15 protein-coding genes are annotated in these 16,632 nt (G+C 60.7%); 8 read left to right on the top strand and 7 right to left on the bottom strand.

Annotated elements, in window-relative coordinates; translation table 11 throughout:
• Positions 1-202 precede the first annotated feature (202 nt).
• The 3 genes from LCH64_RS14525 to LCH64_RS14515 all read left to right on the top strand — a co-directional run bounded on the left by LCH64_RS14525 (position 203) and on the right by LCH64_RS14515 (position 2,035).
• A complete protein-coding gene (locus LCH64_RS14525; protein WP_003221901.1) occupies positions 203-673 on the top strand; it encodes a nuclear transport factor 2 family protein in 471 nt (156 codons plus the stop codon).
• Between the two features lie 39 nt (positions 674-712).
• Entirely contained in the window at positions 713-1,015 is a 303-nt protein-coding gene (locus LCH64_RS14520; protein ID WP_003221903.1) for a GIY-YIG nuclease family protein, read from the top strand.
• 84 nt (positions 1,016-1,099) lie between these two features.
• Positions 1,100-2,035 (top strand): glutathione S-transferase family protein, encoded by a 936-nt coding sequence (locus tag LCH64_RS14515; RefSeq protein ID WP_226500585.1) that lies wholly within the window; start codon positions 1,100-1,102, stop codon positions 2,033-2,035.
• Positions 2,036-2,181: 146 nt separating this feature from the next.
• On the opposite strand, the gene LCH64_RS14510 is transcribed toward LCH64_RS14515, so the two are convergent.
• Both LCH64_RS14510 and yejK read right to left on the bottom strand, forming a co-directional pair.
• Positions 2,182-2,532 carry a glutaredoxin family protein gene (locus LCH64_RS14510; protein ID WP_226500584.1) on the bottom strand — a complete coding sequence of 117 codons (351 nt, stop codon included), beginning with the start codon at positions 2,530-2,532 and terminating at the stop codon, positions 2,182-2,184.
• Positions 2,532-3,536, bottom strand: a complete 1,005-nt coding sequence (gene yejK / locus LCH64_RS14505) for a nucleoid-associated protein YejK (RefSeq protein WP_003221908.1) — start codon at positions 3,534-3,536, stop codon at positions 2,532-2,534. Before yejK ends, LCH64_RS14510 begins: the two co-directional genes overlap by 1 nt.
• A gap of 395 nt (positions 3,537-3,931) precedes the next feature.
• On the opposite strand from yejK, the gene LCH64_RS14500 reads away from it, so the two are divergent.
• Positions 3,932-4,213 (top strand): HU family DNA-binding protein, encoded by a 282-nt coding sequence (locus tag LCH64_RS14500; RefSeq protein WP_003221909.1) that lies wholly within the window; start codon positions 3,932-3,934, stop codon positions 4,211-4,213.
• Positions 4,214-4,415: 202 nt separating this feature from the next.
• Here LCH64_RS14500 and rlmF read toward each other — a convergent pair whose 3' ends face one another.
• The 5 genes from rlmF to LCH64_RS14475 form a co-directional block, all read right to left on the bottom strand.
• Complete coding sequence (gene rlmF / locus LCH64_RS14495) at positions 4,416-5,435, bottom strand: 23S rRNA (adenine(1618)-N(6))-methyltransferase RlmF (RefSeq protein WP_226500583.1); 1,020 nt, start codon at positions 5,433-5,435, stop codon at positions 4,416-4,418.
• 234 nt (positions 5,436-5,669) lie between these two features.
• Positions 5,670-8,516, bottom strand: a complete 2,847-nt coding sequence (locus LCH64_RS14490; protein WP_007965170.1) for a valine--tRNA ligase — start codon at positions 8,514-8,516, stop codon at positions 5,670-5,672.
• Between the two features lie 267 nt (positions 8,517-8,783).
• On the bottom strand, positions 8,784-9,179 hold the full coding sequence (locus tag LCH64_RS14485) for a hypothetical protein (protein WP_003221916.1): 396 nt from the start codon (positions 9,177-9,179) through the stop codon (positions 8,784-8,786).
• 8 nt (positions 9,180-9,187) lie between these two features.
• Entirely contained in the window at positions 9,188-9,616 is a 429-nt protein-coding gene (locus LCH64_RS14480) for a DNA polymerase III subunit chi (protein WP_226500582.1), read from the bottom strand.
• Positions 9,617-9,676: 60 nt separating this feature from the next.
• Positions 9,677-11,167, bottom strand: coding sequence for a leucyl aminopeptidase (locus LCH64_RS14475; RefSeq protein WP_003221920.1), 1,491 nt, complete (start codon positions 11,165-11,167; stop codon positions 9,677-9,679).
• A gap of 308 nt (positions 11,168-11,475) precedes the next feature.
• Here LCH64_RS14475 and lptF point away from each other — a divergent pair, with 308 nt between their 5' ends.
• The 4 genes from lptF to lepB all read left to right on the top strand — a co-directional run bounded on the left by lptF (position 11,476) and on the right by lepB (position 16,484).
• Positions 11,476-12,597, top strand: coding sequence for an LPS export ABC transporter permease LptF (gene lptF / locus LCH64_RS14470; RefSeq protein WP_201135732.1), 1,122 nt, complete (start codon positions 11,476-11,478; stop codon positions 12,595-12,597).
• On the top strand, positions 12,590-13,651 hold the full coding sequence (lptG, locus tag LCH64_RS14465) for an LPS export ABC transporter permease LptG (protein ID WP_003221924.1): 1,062 nt from the start codon (positions 12,590-12,592) through the stop codon (positions 13,649-13,651). Before lptF ends, lptG begins: the two co-directional genes overlap by 8 nt.
• 172 nt (positions 13,652-13,823) lie before the next feature.
• Entirely contained in the window at positions 13,824-15,620 is a 1,797-nt protein-coding gene (lepA, locus tag LCH64_RS14460) for a translation elongation factor 4 (protein WP_003221926.1), read from the top strand.
• Positions 15,621-15,629: 9 nt separating this feature from the next.
• Positions 15,630-16,484 (top strand): signal peptidase I, encoded by an 855-nt coding sequence (gene lepB, locus LCH64_RS14455; protein ID WP_003221931.1) that lies wholly within the window; start codon positions 15,630-15,632, stop codon positions 16,482-16,484.
• The last annotated feature ends 148 nt before the right edge of the window (positions 16,485-16,632 follow it).

Below are 16,632 nucleotides of genomic sequence, written 5' to 3'. Positions count from 1 at the left end.
TGTGGGAGCGAGCCTGCTCGCGAAGACGGTGGTTCAGGCACAGATCATGTTGAATGTGCCGGCCTCTTCGCGAGCAAGCTCGCTCCCACAGTTTTTGCGGTGCTTTAAATCTTGCGTGGTATTCGCTCTGCGAATGCCGATAGTGTTTCTGCGATTTGCAGCTTATCGTGCTGGCAATCTGTCCATTTCCTGGAGTTTGCCCATGAGCGAAGCCCACGCCGCCCTGATCACCCGCTTCTACCAGGCCTTCCAGCGCCTCGACGCCGAGGCCATGGCCGCCTGCTACACCGACGATGTGGTGTTCAGCGATCCGGCCTTCGGTGAACTGCGCGGGCGCGATGCCGGCGACATGTGGCGCATGCTCACCACCCGGGCCAAGGACTTCTCCCTGACTTTCGACAATGTCCGCGCCGACGAACGCAGTGGCGGCGCGCACTGGGTGGCGACTTACCTGTTCAGCCAGACCGGCAACGTGGTGATCAACGATATACAGGCGCGCTTCGTCTTTCGTGACGGCAAAATCTGCGAGCACCACGACCACTTCGACCTGTGGCGCTGGTCGCGGCAGGCGTTGGGTTTCAAAGGCTTGCTGCTGGGCTGGACGCCGCTGGTGCGCAACGCCGTCCGTGCGCAGGCGCTGAAAGGGCTGAAGGCATTTCAGGCCGGTCGCTGATAAGATCGCGGCCTGTTTCCTACACGTCCAGATCCCGAAGTGACCAGCCTCAGCGAAAAACCACTTGATGTCGTCGAGCCAGTGAGCAAGTCCTGGTTCGTCTACCTCGTGCGCGCGGCCAACGGTTCGCTGTATTGCGGGATCAGCGACGACCCGGTGCGCCGCTTCGCCAAGCATCAGAGCGGCAAGGGCGCGCGCTTCTTCCTGTCCAGCCCGGCGATGGCGCTGGTCTACACCGAACGTTGCCGCGACAAGAGCGATGCGTTGCGTCAGGAACGCTTGATCAAGAAGCTGCGCAAGAGCGCCAAGGAATGCCTGGTCGCGTCTTATCAATCTGACTGATCGGTTCCCATCAGCCAGATCTGTAGGCTGCTATCCAAATGCACGCTAAGCTGCTGACTCACTTTTTGTGCGGCGGAGCCGAGCATGTCCGAGTTGATTCTGCATCATTACCCGACCTCCCCATTTGCCGAGAAGGCTCGTCTGCTGTTGGGCTTCAAAGGCTTGTCCTGGCGCTCGGTGCACATTTCGCCGGTGATGCCCAAGCCGGATCTGACCGCGCTGACTGGCGGCTACCGCAAGACCCCGGTGTTGCAGATCGGTGCCGATATCTATTGCGACACGTCGTTGATCGCCCGTCGTCTGGAGCAGGAAAAAGCCCTGCCGGCGTTCTTCCCTGAAGGTCAGGAAATGACCAGTGCCAGCTTCGCGGCGTGGGCCGATTCGGTGGTGTTCCAGCACGCGGTCAGTCTGGTGTTTCAGCCGGAATCGGTCGCTGTGCGTTTCGGCAAGTTGCCGCCGGAAGCGATCAAGGCCTTTATCGCTGACCGTGCCGGGCTGTTCAGTGGCGGCAGCGCCACGCGGCTGTCGGCCGAACAGGCCAAGCATCAGTGGCCAACGCTCATGGCGCGGCTGGAGCAGCAATTGCAGCGTGAGCAGGGCGACTTCCTCTTCGGTGAGCCGTCGATTGCCGACTTCGCTCTGGCGCATCCGCTGTGGTTCCTCAAGGCGACGCACGTCACTGCGCCGTTGGTGGACGAGTATCCGGCTGTCGCTGCGTGGCTGGGGCGCGTGTTGGGCTTTGGTCATGGTGCGGCGAGTGAGATGACGGCCGAGGAAGCGCTGGAAGTGGCGCGCAGCTCGACGCCGGCGGCGCTGCCGGATGAGCAGTTTGAAGATCCGAACGGTTTCAAGGCCGGGCAGCAGGTGGCGATTGCCGCCACAGACTACGGGGTTGATCCGGTGGTGGGTGAGTTGCTGTTTGCTGGCCGCGAAGAGCTGATCCTGCGCCGCGAAGACCCGCGTGGCGGCGTGGTGCATGTGCACTTCCCGCGCTTTGGTTTCCGCATCGAAGCCAAGTAACGGTTACACACAACATCCTGTGGCGAGGGAGCTTGCTCCCGCTCGACTGCGCAGCAGTCGCAAAATATGCGAACGCGCGCTCGCCCTGAAAAGCGAGGGCCGCTTCGCAGCCCAGCGGGAGCAAGCTCCCTCGCCACAGGTGTGTGTTATTTCAGGGCAGCGAGGATCTCGTCCGGGTCGAACCCGCGAATCAACGTGCCATTCACATCAATCAACGGAATCCCGCGTCCACCCAGCGCTTCATACGCCTTGCGCGCCTCGGCGTCCTTTTCGATGTCGAACTCCTGGAACGCAATCCCTTTGCTGTCGAGAAAACGCTTGGTCTGCTTGCAGTAGCCGCACCAGTCGGTGGAATACAGCACGACATGGGCGTTGGCGCGAACCTGCTCAGAGACCATTTGCGACGGATTGAACACCCGCTCGATCTTGCCCCAGTTCTGATAGACCACGACCACCAGCAGAACCAGTGCGACCTTCTTCAGCACATTACCGAGCATCAGTTGCGGCGCTTGAGCTGATCAGTGAGCGAGGTCGGCAGGCCCTTGATGATCAGGGTGCCGGCCTCTTCGTCGTACTCGATCTTCGAACCCAGCAGGTGCGCTTCAAAGCTGATCGACAGGCCTTCGGCGCGGCCGGTGAAGCGGCGGAACTGGTTAAGGGTGCGTTTGTCCGCCGGAATCTCCGGCGACAGACCGTAGTCCTTGTTGCGGATGTGGTCGTAAAAGGCTTTCGGGCGTTCTTCGTCGATCAACTCCGACAGCTCTTCCAGGCCCATCGGCTCGCCGAGCTTGGCCTGGCTGCTGGCGTAATCGACCAGGGTCTTGGTTTTTTCGCGGGCGGAGTCTTCCGGCAGGTCTTCGCTCTCGACGAAGTCGCTGAAGGCCTTGAGCAGGGTGCGCGTCTCACCCGGGCCGTCGACGCCTTCCTGGCAGCCGATGAAGTCGCGGAAGTATTCCGAAACCTTCTTGCCGTTCTTGCCCTTGATGAACGAGATGTACTGCTTGGACTGCTTGTTGTTCTGCCACTCGGACACGTTGATCCGCGCCGCCAGGTGCAATTGGCCGAGGTCGAGGTGACGCGACGGGGTCACGTCCAGCTCATCGGTCACCGCCACGCCTTCACTGTGGTGCAGCAGGGCGATCGCCAGGTAGTCGGTCATGCCTTGCTGATAGTGGGCGAACAGCACGTGGCCGCCGACCGACAGGTTCGACTCTTCCATCAACTTCTGCAGATGCTCGACCGCGACTTTGCTGAACGCGGCGAAGTCCTTGCCACCGTCCATGTATTCCTTCAGCCAGCCGCTGAACGGGAACGCGCCGGATTCCGGATGGAACAGGCCCCAGGCTTTGCCCTGTTTGGCGTTGTAGCTCTCGTTGAGGTCGGCGAGCATGTTCTCGATGGCCGCGGACTCAGCCAGTTCAGAGTCACGGGCGTGCAGAACTGCGGGCGTGCCGTCGGGTTTTTTGTCGATCAGGTGGACGATGCAATGACGGATCGGCATGGGCTTCTCGGCTGGTGGAAGGGAGGAGGGCAGGCTCCCCCGAAAAAGCGCCCAGTGTACCGCAACCACTGGTTTTGGCGCGGGGTGAAGGGCAAATCCGGGGCGGGTGGCGGTCCTTATGCAGTTTTTTACCGATTTAGAGCAATAAACCTGACCAAATGGGTAGCTAGAGGCGGATATTTCCCCGTCTCTGTGCTAGTTTTGCCCGGTCTTACGCGAAGTCACTGCGTTAAGCGTGCAATCAGCATTTGTCAGGTCGAACCAAACCCTGATTTCGGCATCTATAACCCGACTCGTCGTGGTTATCGCCGAGGGTGCCAGATCCAGAAGATCGGGCTCGATGGCTGACACTGCACTCTGCAATCCATATGAATTTGATAGGGAAGGAACACTACATGGCTCTTACTAAAGACCAACTGATCGCCGACATCGCTGAAGCTATCGACGCGCCGAAAACCACCGCGCGTAACGCTCTGGACCAACTGGGCCAAATCGTTGCCGATCAGCTGGAAAACGGCGGCGAAATCACCTTGCCAGGTATCGGCAAGCTGAAAGTGACCGAGCGTCCTGCCCGCACTGGCCGTAACCCTTCGACTGGCGCTGCCATCGAAATCCCTGCAAAGAAAGTGATCAAGCTGGTTGTGGCCAAAGGCCTGACCGACGCTGTGAACAAGTAAGACGCAGCGATAAAAAAACCGTGCACCGGAGCGATCCGGGCACGGTTTTTTTGTGTCTGCGATTTGGCGATGCCACGCAATCCAATGTGGGAGCGAGCCTGCTCGCGAAAGCGCTGCGTCAGTCAATAATGAAGTTAACTGACACGCCGCCTTCGCGAGCAGGCTCGCTCCCACAATTGACCAGCGCCGGTCTATGCAATGTTTAGCGCGTCCAGCGCTCGCGACGCCAGATCTGCTGCTCCGACTTGGTCTGGAAGGTCCACGCCACAAAGCGGCTCTGCTTCTGCCCTTGCGACATCTCCACTACCTGGCTTTCCAGCACGCCGGCCTTTTTCAGCGCGGTTTCGATGGCGGGCAGGTTCGAGGCTTTCGACACCAGGGTGCTGAACCACAGCACCTTGTGCTGGAAGTTCGCGCTCTCGGCGATCAGTTGCGTCACGAAACGCGCTTCACCACCCTCACACCACAGTTCGGCGGACTGACCACCGAAGTTCAGCACTGGCAGCTTGCGTTTCGGATCGGCCTTGCCCAGTGCGCGCCATTTGCGCTCGCTGCCCTTGGTCGCCTCTTCCATCGAAGCGTGGAACGGCGGGTTGCACATGGTCAGGTCAAAGCGCTCGCCCGGCTCCAGCAGACCAATCAGGATGTGCTTGCGGTTTTCCTGCTGGCGCAGCTTGATGACCTTGTTCAGGTCGTTGGACTGGACGATGGCTCGGGCGGCGGCCACGGCCGTCGGGTCGATTTCCGAACCGAGGAAGTGCCAGCGGTATTCGCTGTTGCCGATCAGCGGATACACGCAGTTGGCGCCCATGCCGATGTCCAGCACGTTGACGATCGCGCCGCGCGGGACCTTGCCGTCGTTCATGCTCGCCAGCAGGTCGGCGAGGAAGTGCACGTAATCGGCACGGCCCGGGACCGGTGGGCACAGATAATCTGCCGGGATGTCCCAATGTTCGATGGCATAGAACGACTTGAGCAGCGCCCGGTTGAACACGCGCACCGCATCGGGGCTGGCGAAGTCGATGCTTTCCTTGCCGTACGGGTTGGTGATCACGAACTTCGCCAGTTCCGGCGTGGTCTTGATCAGCGCCGGGAAGTCATAGCGACCCTGGTGGCGATTGCGCGGGTGCAGGCTGGCCTTTTCACGCGACTCAACGGCTTTGGTCGGGGTCGCGGCATCAGGCTTCTTGCGCGCAGGTTTGGGTGTGCGGGGGGCGTTCATGGGTGTGATCGATTCGGGTATGGCTGAAAGTGGCGGGTATTGTCCCACATCTAAAGGCAACACCGTTCAAACTGTGGGAGCGGGCTTGCTCGCGAAAGCGGTGTGCCCGCCAACACACAGGTTGAATGACACACCGCATTCGCGAGCAAGCCCGCTCCCACAGGGGATTTGTAGCGATTCTTGAATAAAAAAGGGAGGCCGTTGCGGGCCTCCCTTGTTCATTGCGGCTTGCCGTTACAGGCTGGAAATCCGCGCGTGCTGCTCGGCCAGTTTGCCCAGGGCTTGTTCAGCCTCGGCCAGCTTGGCGCGTTCCTTCTCGATGACTTCGGCCGGGGCCTTGTCAACGAAACCGGCGTTCGACAGCTTGCCACCAACGCGCTGAACTTCGCCCTGCAGACGCAGGATTTCCTTGTCCAGACGCGCCAGTTCGGCGCCCTTGTCGATCAGGCCGGCCATCGGCACCAGCACTTCCATCTCGCCGACCAGCGCGGTGGCAGACAGTGGCGCTTCTTCGCCAGCGGCCAGAACGGTGATCGACTCCAGACGCGCCAGCTTCTTCAGCAGTGCTTCGTTTTCGGTCAGACGACGCTGGTCTTCAGCGCTGACGTTCTTCAGGTAGATCGGCAGCGGTTTGCCCGGGCCGATGTTCATCTCGCCACGGATGTTGCGCGTGCCGAGCATCAGACCCTTGAGCCATTCGATGTCGTCTTCGGCGGCCGGATCGATGCGCTCCTCGTTGGCCACCGGCCAAGGTTGCAGCATGATCGTCTTGCCCTGAATGCCGGCCAGCGGCGCGATGCGCTGCCAGATTTCTTCAGTGATGAACGGCATGAACGGGTGCGCCAGACGCAGCGCCACTTCCAGTACGCGCACCAGCGTGCGACGGGTGCCGCGCTGACGCTCGACCGGGGCGTTCTCGTCCCACAGCACTGGCTTGGACAGTTCCAGGTACCAGTCGCAGTACTGGTTCCAGATGAACTCGTACAGCGCTTGCGCGGCGAGGTCGAAACGGAATTGATCCAGTTGACGGGTCACTTCGGCTTCGGTGCGTTGCAGCTGCGAGATGATCCAGCGATCCGCCAGCGACAGCTCGTAGGCTTCGCCGTTCTGGCCGCAGTCTTCGCCCTTGTCCAGAACATAGCGCGCGGCGTTCCAGATCTTGTTGCAGAAGTTGCGATAGCCTTCGACGCGGCCCATGTCGAACTTGATGTCGCGACCGGTGGACGCCAGCGAGCAGAAGGTGAAGCGCAGGGCGTCGGTGCCGTAGCTGGCGATGCCGTCGGCGAACTCGTCGCGGGTCTGCTTCTCGATCTTCTTCGCCAGTTTCGGCTGCATCATGCCGGAGGTGCGCTTCTGCACCAGGGCTTCCAGCTCGATACCGTCGATGATGTCCAGCGGGTCCAGGACGTTGCCCTTGGACTTGGACATCTTCTGGCCCTGGCCATCACGCACCAGACCGTGCACGTAAACGGTCTTGAACGGCACCTGCGGGGTGCCGTCCTCGTTCTTGATCAGGTGCATCGTCAGCATGATCATCCGGGCAACCCAGAAGAAAATGATGTCGAAACCGGTGACCAGCACGTCGGTGGAGTGGAATTTCTTCAGGAATTCGGTCTTTTCCGGCCAGCCGAGGGTGGAGAAGGTCCACAGGCCCGAGCTGAACCAGGTGTCGAGCACGTCGTTGTCCTGTTGCAGCGCAACGTCCGGGCCGAGGTTGTGCTTGGCACGCACTTCGGCTTCGTCGCGACCGACGTAGACCTTGCCCGACTCGTCGTACCAGGCCGGAATCCGATGGCCCCACCACAGCTGACGGCTGATGCACCAGTCCTGGATGTCGCGCATCCACGAGAAGTACATGTTTTCGTACTGCTTCGGCACGAACTGGATACGGCCGTCTTCAACGGCAGCAATCGCCGGCTCAGCCAGCGGCTTGGTGGAAACGTACCACTGGTCGGTCAGCCACGGCTCGATGACGGTGCCGGAGCGGTCGCCTTTCGGCACTTTCAGGTTGTGATCGTCGACGCTGACCAGCAGGCCGGCGGCATCGAACGCCGCGACGATCTGCTTGCGCGCTTCGAAACGCTCGAGACCGGCGTATTCAGCCGGGATCTTGCCGTCGATGCTGTCGTTCAGCGTGCCGTCGAGGTTGAACACCTGGGCGGCGGGCAGCACGTTGGCGTTCTTGTCGAAGATGTTCAGCAGCGGCAGGTTGTGGCGCTTGCCGACTTCGTAGTCGTTGAAATCGTGCGCCGGGGTGATTTTCACGCAGCCGGTGCCGAATTCAGGATCGCAGTAATCGTCGGCGATGATCGGGATGCGGCGGCCAACCAGTGGCAGCTCGACAAACTTGCCGATCAGGGCTTTGTAGCGTTCGTCGTTCGGGTTAACCGCGACGGCGGAGTCGCCGAGCATGGTTTCCGGACGGGTGGTCGCGACGATCAGGAAATCGTTGCCTTCAGCGGTTTTCGCGCCGTCGGCCAGCGGGTACTTGAGGTTCCACAGGAAACCTTTCTCGTCGTGGTTTTCCACTTCGAGGTCGGAAATCGCCGTGTGCAGCTTGGTGTCCCAGTTGACCAGACGCTTGCCGCGATAGATCAAGCCGTCTTCGTGCAGGCGCACGAAGGCTTCTTTAACCGCTTCCGAGAGACCGTCGTCCATGGTGAAGCGCTCGCGGCTCCAGTCCACGGACGAGCCGAGGCGGCGGATCTGGCGGCTGATGTTGCCGCCGGACTGATCCTTCCACTCCCAGACTTTCTCGAGGAATTTCTCGCGGCCCAGGTCGTGACGGTTCTGGCCGGTGGCTTCCAGTTGACGCTCGACCAGCATCTGCGTGGCGATACCGGCGTGGTCGGTGCCCGGCTGCCACAGGGTGTTGCGACCCTGCATGCGGCGGAAACGGATCAGGGCGTCCATGATCGCGTTGTTGAAACCGTGACCCATGTGCAGGCTGCCGGTGACGTTCGGCGGCGGGATCATGATGGTGTAGGAATCGCCCGCGCCTTGCGGTGCGAAATAGTTCTCGGACTCCCAGGTGTTGTACCAGGAAGTTTCAATGGCGTGCGGCTGGTAGGTCTTATCCATGCGCGGCGGGACCCTATTGGCATTTATTCAGGAAAAGCCGGGAAGTATAGCGGGGCATGGGGCCGAGGGCGAGCGGGGCGGGCCGGGTGGAGACCTAAATGTGATCGCGAACTCTGTGGCGAGGGAGCTTGCTCCCGCTCGGCTGCGCAGCAGTCGTAAACACTGCCACGCAGGCTTCGCGGACAAAACACTGTTGAATAGTTCTGGGGGCGCTTCGCACCCCAGCGGGAGCAAGCTCCCTCGCCACAAAAAATACCGGAGGCCGGGTTATTCGTATTGGCTCAGCAACCGCTCCATCCGCGCCTCGAGGCGGCGTTTGATTTCGGTTTCGATGTGCGGCGCGAAGTCGTCGATCACGTCCTGCATGATCAGTTGCGCAGCGGCGCGCAGTTCGCTGTCCAGGTGCAGCAGGGCGTCCGGGCCTTTATCCACAGGTGCTGCCGGTTTGGCAGCAGGCGCCGGGGCCGGAGCCTGGGGCGGTTCGATGGCGGGCGGCGCGGTGTCGACGGCCTCGAACAACATCGGAATCTGTTCCTGTTCACCGTCATCGACCGTGTCGGTCAGCAGTGGCGGTTGCAGGTTGTCATCGCCGAGCAACTGGCGGATCGATTCGAGATCGTCCAGCAGGTGCGCAGGCTTTTGCAGCGGTTTTGGAGTGTCCATCGGCGTACTCAGAGTCGCTGTAAACGGTGATCTTGCAGAGGATAGCCCTGTTCGCGGTAGAAACGGAAACTCTCCCGTGCCGCCGCGCGAATCACCGGATCTTCCACCACCACTTCCGCCACGCGGGCGAATTGGCTGGCGAAGGCCGGGACTTTCAGGTCGAGGTTGACCAGCAGGTCCTGATGCGCGCCGCAGTCAGCGCCCACTCCCAGCACGATCAAACCGTCCGGTTCGCTCTCGGCAGGGCCGTGGGGCACGAACGTTTCGCCCTTGAACGCCCACAGGCGCGCATCGAGATCGTCACGCTGGGCAGCATCGCTGCAATGCAGGTAGATGCGATGACCCATGCGCCAGGCTTTCTCGGTGAGCTTGCAGGCAAAGTCCAGACGAGCCGAAGGGTCGGCGCTGGGCAGGATATAGAAGTCGACTTTGGTCATTGCGGTTCCTGAGCCTTGAGCGGCGTTACCGTAAAGTGACGCCGCCCAGGTTCATCGGTTTCAGGCTTTGGCGCGGTCCAGCAGGTATTGGGTCAGCAGCGGCACCGGACGACCGGTGGCGCCCTTGTCCTTGCCGCCGCTGGTCCACGCGGTGCCCGCGATGTCCAGGTGCGCCCAGTTGAGGTTCTTGGTGAAGCGCGACAGGAAGCACGCAGCGGTGATGGTGCCGGCCTTCGGCCCGCCAATGTTGGCGATGTCGGCGAACGGGCTGTCCAGTTGCTCCTGGTATTCGTCGAACAGCGGCAGTTGCCAGGCGCGGTCGTCAGCGGCTTTACCGGCGCTGAGCAGTTGCCCGATCAGTTCGTCGTTGTTGCCCAGCAGGCCCGAAGTGTGGGCGCCCAGTGCAACCACGCAGGCACCGGTCAGGGTGGCGATGTCGATCACGGCTTGCGGCTTGAAGCGCTCGGAGTAGGTCAGCGCGTCGCACAGCACCAGACGGCCTTCGGCGTCGGTGTTGAGGATTTCCACGGTCTGGCCGCTCATGGTGGTGACGATGTCGCCCGGACGCGAAGCAGTGCCGCTCGGCATGTTTTCGGCGCAGGCGAGGATGCACACCAGGTTGATCGGCAGCTTCAGCTCGAGCACCGCACGCAGGGTGCCGAACACGCTGGCAGCGCCGCCCATGTCGTATTTCATCTCGTCCATGCCGGCGCCCGGCTTGAGGCTGATGCCGCCGGTGTCGAAGGTGATGCCTTTACCGACCAGCGCGTAAGGCTTCTCGGACTTCTTGCCACCGTTGTATTGCATGACGATCAGGCGCGGCGGCTGGGCGCTGCCCTGGCCGACGGCGTAGAACGAACCCATGCCGAGCGCTTTGATTTTCTTCTCGTCGAGGACTTCGACTTTCAGATCCTTGAACTCTTTGCCGAGGTTCTTGGCTTGCTCGCCAAGGAACGTCGGGTGGCAAATGTTCGGCGGCAGGTTGCCCAACGTGCGGGTGAAGGCCATACCGTTGGCGATCGCGGTGGCGTGGGTCACGGCGCGCTGCACTTCAGCCTGGGCTGCCTTGATGGTCAGCAGGGTGATTTTCTTCAGGGCGCGCGGTTCGGCTTTCTGGCTCTTGAACTGGTCGAAAGTGTATTCGCCGTCCACCAGGGTTTCCGCCAGCAGACGGGTCTTGCCGTAGCTGTCGCGGTTTTTGACGATGATTTCATCCAGGGCCAGTACGGCGTCGCTGCCGCCCAGACCTTTCAGGGTATTGAGGATGCCGGCAACGATTTTGCGGAACGGACGGTCGCCCAGTTCTTCATCCTTGCCCACGCCGACCAGCAGCACGCGCTCGGCCTTGAGGTTCGGCAGGCTGTGCAGCAGCAGGCTTTGACCGACCTTGCCGGCCAGATCGCCACGCTTGAGTACGGCGCTGATCGCGCCGCCGCTCAGCTCGTCGACCTGTTTGGCGGCCACGCCGAGTTTGCGGCCTTCGCCGACGGCAACCACCAGGGTGGCGGTTTTCAACGTTTCTGGGCTAACGCTTTTTACAACCAGTTCCATGTCCGGATCCCTGAATGAATGGTCAACACACAGGCGTTCGACGGTGTCCGCAGTCGCCTGCTTATAGATAGAAGAGACGCAGGCCAGTGCCTGCGACAAAGGCGGCAGTTTGAACCTCGCTCCCTGCGCCTGACAACCCTCGGCGGCACGATCTTCAACCGATTACACGCTTGGGTGAGTGTGCGCAGTGACAGGCGCCCTCAATCACAGGATAATGCCGCATCTTTTTTCGACGGCTCTGCCTTGCGGGCCGCTCGAAACGTTTGCTTGTTTGGCCGCCTTAGCCTGACAACCCTGGAGTGTCTGGTTTGATCGTCTTCCGTTATCTGTCCCGTGAAGTGATGTTGACCCTGAGCGCCGTCAGCGCCGTGCTGCTGGTCATCATCATGAGCGGTCGCTTCATCAAATACCTTGCCCAGGCCGCTGCGGGCCAACTCGATCCGGGATCGCTGTTCCTGATCATGGGTTACCGCCTGCCGGGTTTCATGCAACTGATCCTGCCATTGGGGCTGTTTCTCGGGATCCTGCTGGCTTACGGCCGGTTGTACCTCGAAAGCGAAATGACCGTGCTCTCGGCCACCGGCATGAGTCAGCAGCGTCTGCTGCGCATGACCCTGTTCCCGGCAACGCTGGTGGCACTGGTGGTCGCGTGGCTGAGCCTGAGCCTGGCCCCGCAGGGCGCCACCCAGTTTCAGCTGTTGCTGAACAAGCAGGACGCCCTGACCGAGTTCGATACCTTAGAGCCTGGCCGTTTTCAGGAGTTGCGTGACGGCACCCGGGTGACCTACACCGAAACGCTGACTGATGATCGCGTCAATCTCAGCGGCGTGTTCATCTCGCAGAAGAACCTCGGTTCCGATCAGAAAGACCGAGGGATTTCCGTGCTGGTGGCCGAGAAGGGCCGTCAGGAAATCCGTCCGGACGGCAACCGCTACCTGATCCTGCACAATGGCTATCGCTATGACGGCAGTCCGGGCCAGGCCGATTATCGTGCGATCCAATACGACACCTACGGCGTATTGCTGCCCAAACCTGATGCCAGTGACGAAGTCACCGACCGTGATGCGATCCCCACTTCGACCCTGCTGAGCAATGACGACGTGCGCTCCAAGGCCGAACTGCAATGGCGCCTTTCGCTGCCGTTGCTGGTATTCATCGTGACTCTGATGGCGGTGCCGCTGTCGCGGGTCAATCCGCGTCAGGGCCGTTTCCTGAAGCTGCTGCCGGCGATTCTTCTTTATATGGCTTACCTGACCATCCTGATTGCCGCCCGCGGCGCCCTCGAAAAAGGCAAGATCCCGTCGGGCCTCGGCTTGTGGTGGGTGCACGGGATCTTCCTGGTCATCGGTCTCGGCCTGTTGTACTGGGAGCCCATGCGCCTGAAACTGGCCAGCCGTCGCAGCGCTGCGCTGGAGGTGGCCCGTGGTTAAACTCGACCGCTACATCGGCAGCAGTGTGTTCATGGCGATCATCGCCGTGCTGGCGATCATTCTGGGTCTGGCGACACTGTTCGCTTTCATCGACGAGATGGGCGACGTCAGCGATACCTATACGCTGACCGATGTGCTGAGCTTCGTCATCCTCACCGCGCCACGTCGCTTGTATGAAATGCTGCCGATGGCCGCGCTGATCGGCTGTCTGATCGGCCTCGGCAGTCTGGCCAGCAGCAGCGAGCTGACGGTCATGCGTGCGGCGGGTGTGTCCATCGGGCGCATCGTCTGGGCGGTCATGAAGCCGATGCTGGTGCTGATGCTGGCCGGCGTGCTGATTGGCGAGTACGTGGCTCCGGCCACCGAAAGCATGGCCCAGGCCAATCGCTCGCTGGCGCAAGGCAGCGGCGACGCGCAAAGCGCCAAGCACGGCATGTGGCACCGTCAGGGTGAGGAGTTCATCCATATCAACGCCGTGCAACCCAACGGCCTGTTGTATGGCGTGACCCGCTATCACTTCGACAAAGAGCGCCACCTGCTGAGCTCCAGTTTCGCCAAACGTGCGGATTTCGACGGCAAGCGCTGGCTGCTCACCGACGTAGCTACCACGGTTTTCCACGAACGCAGTACCGAAGTGGTGAATGCGCCGAGCGAGGAGTGGGACGTGTCGCTGAGTCCGCAATTGCTCAACACGGTGGTGATGGCGCCTGAGGCGCTGTCGATTTCCGGTCTGTGGGGCTATATCCACTATCTGGCGGATCAGGGCCTGAGCAACGGTCGTTACTGGCTGGCATTTTGGGTCAAGGTGTTGCAGCCGCTGGTCACCGCCGCACTGGTGCTGATGGCGATTTCCTTCATTTTCGGTCCGTTGCGCTCGGTAACCCTCGGTCAGCGGGTGTTCACCGGTGTGCTGGTGGGCTTCACCTTCCGCATCGTCCAGGATTTGCTCGGCCCATCGAGCCTGGTGTTCGGTTTCTCGCCGCTGTTCGCGGTGCTGGTGCCGGCCACGGTCTGTGCGCTGGCAGGCGTCTGGTTGCTGCGACGGGCCGGTTGATGGCCGCGTTGTTGCCAATGCTTTAATCGCGAAAACGCCTCGGTCGACAGATCGGGGCGTTTTCGTATGCAATCCGGGTGACAGGCGAACGTGACGCTTGCGCCGTGTATCAGGTACAATTCCCGGCTATTTTTCGGCGGGCCAAGCCTGCAGCCTTTTTGAGTGTTGATCCGTGAGTGATTTGAGTCATATCCGCAATTTCTCCATCATCGCCCACATTGACCATGGCAAGTCGACGCTGGCTGACCGTTTCATCCAGATGTGCGGTGGCCTGGCCGAGCGTGAAATGGAAGCCCAGGTACTGGATTCCATGGATCTGGAGCGCGAACGCGGGATCACCATCAAGGCCCACAGCGTTACTCTCTATTACAAAGCCAAAGATGGCGTCACCTACCAGCTGAACTTCATTGACACCCCGGGCCACGTCGACTTCACCTACGAAGTCAGCCGTTCCCTGGCGGCGTGTGAAGGTGCGTTGCTGGTGGTCGATGCCGGTCAGGGTGTTGAAGCCCAGTCCGTGGCCAACTGCTACACCGCCATCGAGCAGGGCCTCGAGGTCATGCCGGTGCTGAACAAGATCGACCTGCCACAGGCCGAGCCGGACCGCGTCAAGGACGAGATCGAGAAGATCATCGGCATCGACGCCACCGACGCCGTCACCTGCAGCGCCAAGACTGGCCTGGGTGTCGACGAAGTGCTCGAGCGTCTGGTCGCGACCATTCCTGCGCCGACCGGCAACATCGAAGATCCGCTGCAAGCGTTGATCATCGACTCCTGGTTCGACAACTACCTGGGCGTTGTCTCCCTGGTGCGCGTGCGTCATGGCCGCGTGAAGAAGGGCGACAAGATCCTGGTGAAATCCACCGGCAAGATCCACCTGGTCGACAGCGTCGGTGTGTTCAACCCGAAACACACCGCCACCGCTGATCTCAAGGCCGGCGAAGTGGGCTTCATCATTGCCAGCATCAAGGACATTCACGGTGCACCGGTCGGTGACACCCTGACCCTGAGCTCGACTCCGGATGTCCCGGTGCTGCCCGGCTTCAAACGCATCCAGCCACAGGTTTACGCCGGTCTGTTCCCGGTCAGCTCCGACGACTTCGAGGACTTCCGCGAAGCGCTGCAGAAACTGACCCTGAACGACTCGTCGCTGCAGTACACCCCGGAAAGCTCCGACGCACTGGGCTTCGGCTTCCGTTGCGGGTTCCTCGGCATGCTGCACATGGAGATCATCCAGGAGCGCCTGGAGCGCGAATACGACCTGGACCTGATCACCACCGCGCCAACGGTAATTTTCGAACTGGTGCTGAAAACCGGTGAAACGATTTACGTCGACAACCCATCCAAGCTTCCGGATGTGTCGGCGATCGAAGACATGCGCGAGCCAATCGTGCGGGCCAACATCCTGGTTCCACAGGAGCACCTGGGTAACGTCATCACCCTGTGCATCGAGAAACGCGGCGTACAGGTCGACATGCTGTTCCTCGGCAATCAGGTGCAGGTCACTTATGACTTGCCGATGAACGAAGTGGTCCTGGACTTCTTCGACCGCCTCAAATCCACCAGTCGCGGCTATGCTTCGCTGGATTACCATTTCGATCGTTACCAATCGGCTAATCTGGTGAAACTGGACGTGCTGATCAACGGTGACAAGGTCGACGCCCTGGCGTTGATCGTGCACCGTGACAATTCGCACTTCAAAGGTCGCCAGTTGACCGAGAAGATGAAAGAACTGATTCCTCGTCAGATGTTCGACGTGGCCATCCAGGCTGCCATTGGCGGTCAGATCGTCGCCCGGACCACCGTCAAGGCACTCAGAAAGAACGTATTGGCCAAATGCTACGGCGGTGACGTAAGCCGTAAGAAAAAGCTGCTTGAAAAGCAAAAGGCCGGTAAGAAACGCATGAAGCAGGTCGGCAACGTGGAAATTCCACAAGAAGCCTTCCTTGCCGTGCTCAGGTTGGAATAGTCAGGTCCTATGTCACTAAATTTCCCGCTGTTGCTGGTCATCGCCGTGTTCGTCTGCGGCCTGTTGGCGTTGCTCGATCTGCTGTTCCTGGCGCCGCGTCGGCGTGCTGCCATTGCCTCTTATCAAGGCAGTGTCAGCCAGCCCGAGCCCGTGGTGGTCGAGAAGCTGAACAAAGAGCCGTTGCTGGTTGAATACGGCAAGTCGTTCTTTCCGGTGCTGTTCATCGTGCTGGTGCTGCGTTCGTTCCTGGTGGAACCGTTCCAGATCCCGTCCGGCTCGATGAAACCGACTCTGGACGTCGGCGACTTCATTCTGGTGAACAAGTTTTCTTACGGGATCCGCCTGCCGGTGATCGACAAGAAAGTCATCGAAGTCGGTGATCCACAGCGTGGCGATGTGATGGTGTTCCGCTACCCGAGCGACCCGAACGTCAACTACATCAAGCGTGTAGTCGGCTTGCCGGGCGACACGGTGCGTTACACCGCTGACAAGCGTCTGTTCGTCAATGGCGAGTCGATTGCCGAGCAATTGGTCGGCTCCGAGCCGGGCACGCTGGGCAGCGCGGAACTCTACAAGGAAAAACTCGGCGCCGCCGAGCACCTGATCCGCAAGGAAATGAGCCGCTACCGCGCTACGCCGGACCATACCTGGACCGTGCCGGCCGGGCACTACTTCATGATGGGCGACAACCGCGACAACTCCAACGACAGTCGCTACTGGGATGACCCGAACATTCCCAAGGATCTGCTGGGCATGGTTCCCGACCAGAATATCGTCGGCAAAGCCTTCGCTGTCTGGATGAGCTGGCCGGAACCGAAACTCAGCCACCTGCCGAATTTCTCGCGGGTTGGCCTGATCAAGTAATCACACACGGCGCTGTTGACCACAGCGCCGAATGCATTTCTGGAGTCGACACAAATCGGCTCCGGGGCATGAAGCCACGATATTCAGGATGTAATTTTTGAACACAGCGTTAATTGTCCCAGGCCTGCGCCGTACCCCGGCGATGGCA

Origin of the sequence: Pseudomonas sp. MWU16-30322, assembly GCF_020515535.1 — a bacterium.
GTDB lineage: Bacteria > Pseudomonadota > Gammaproteobacteria > Pseudomonadales > Pseudomonadaceae > Aquipseudomonas > Aquipseudomonas fluorescens_H.
This window is presented reverse-complemented; position numbering and strand designations above follow the sequence as displayed.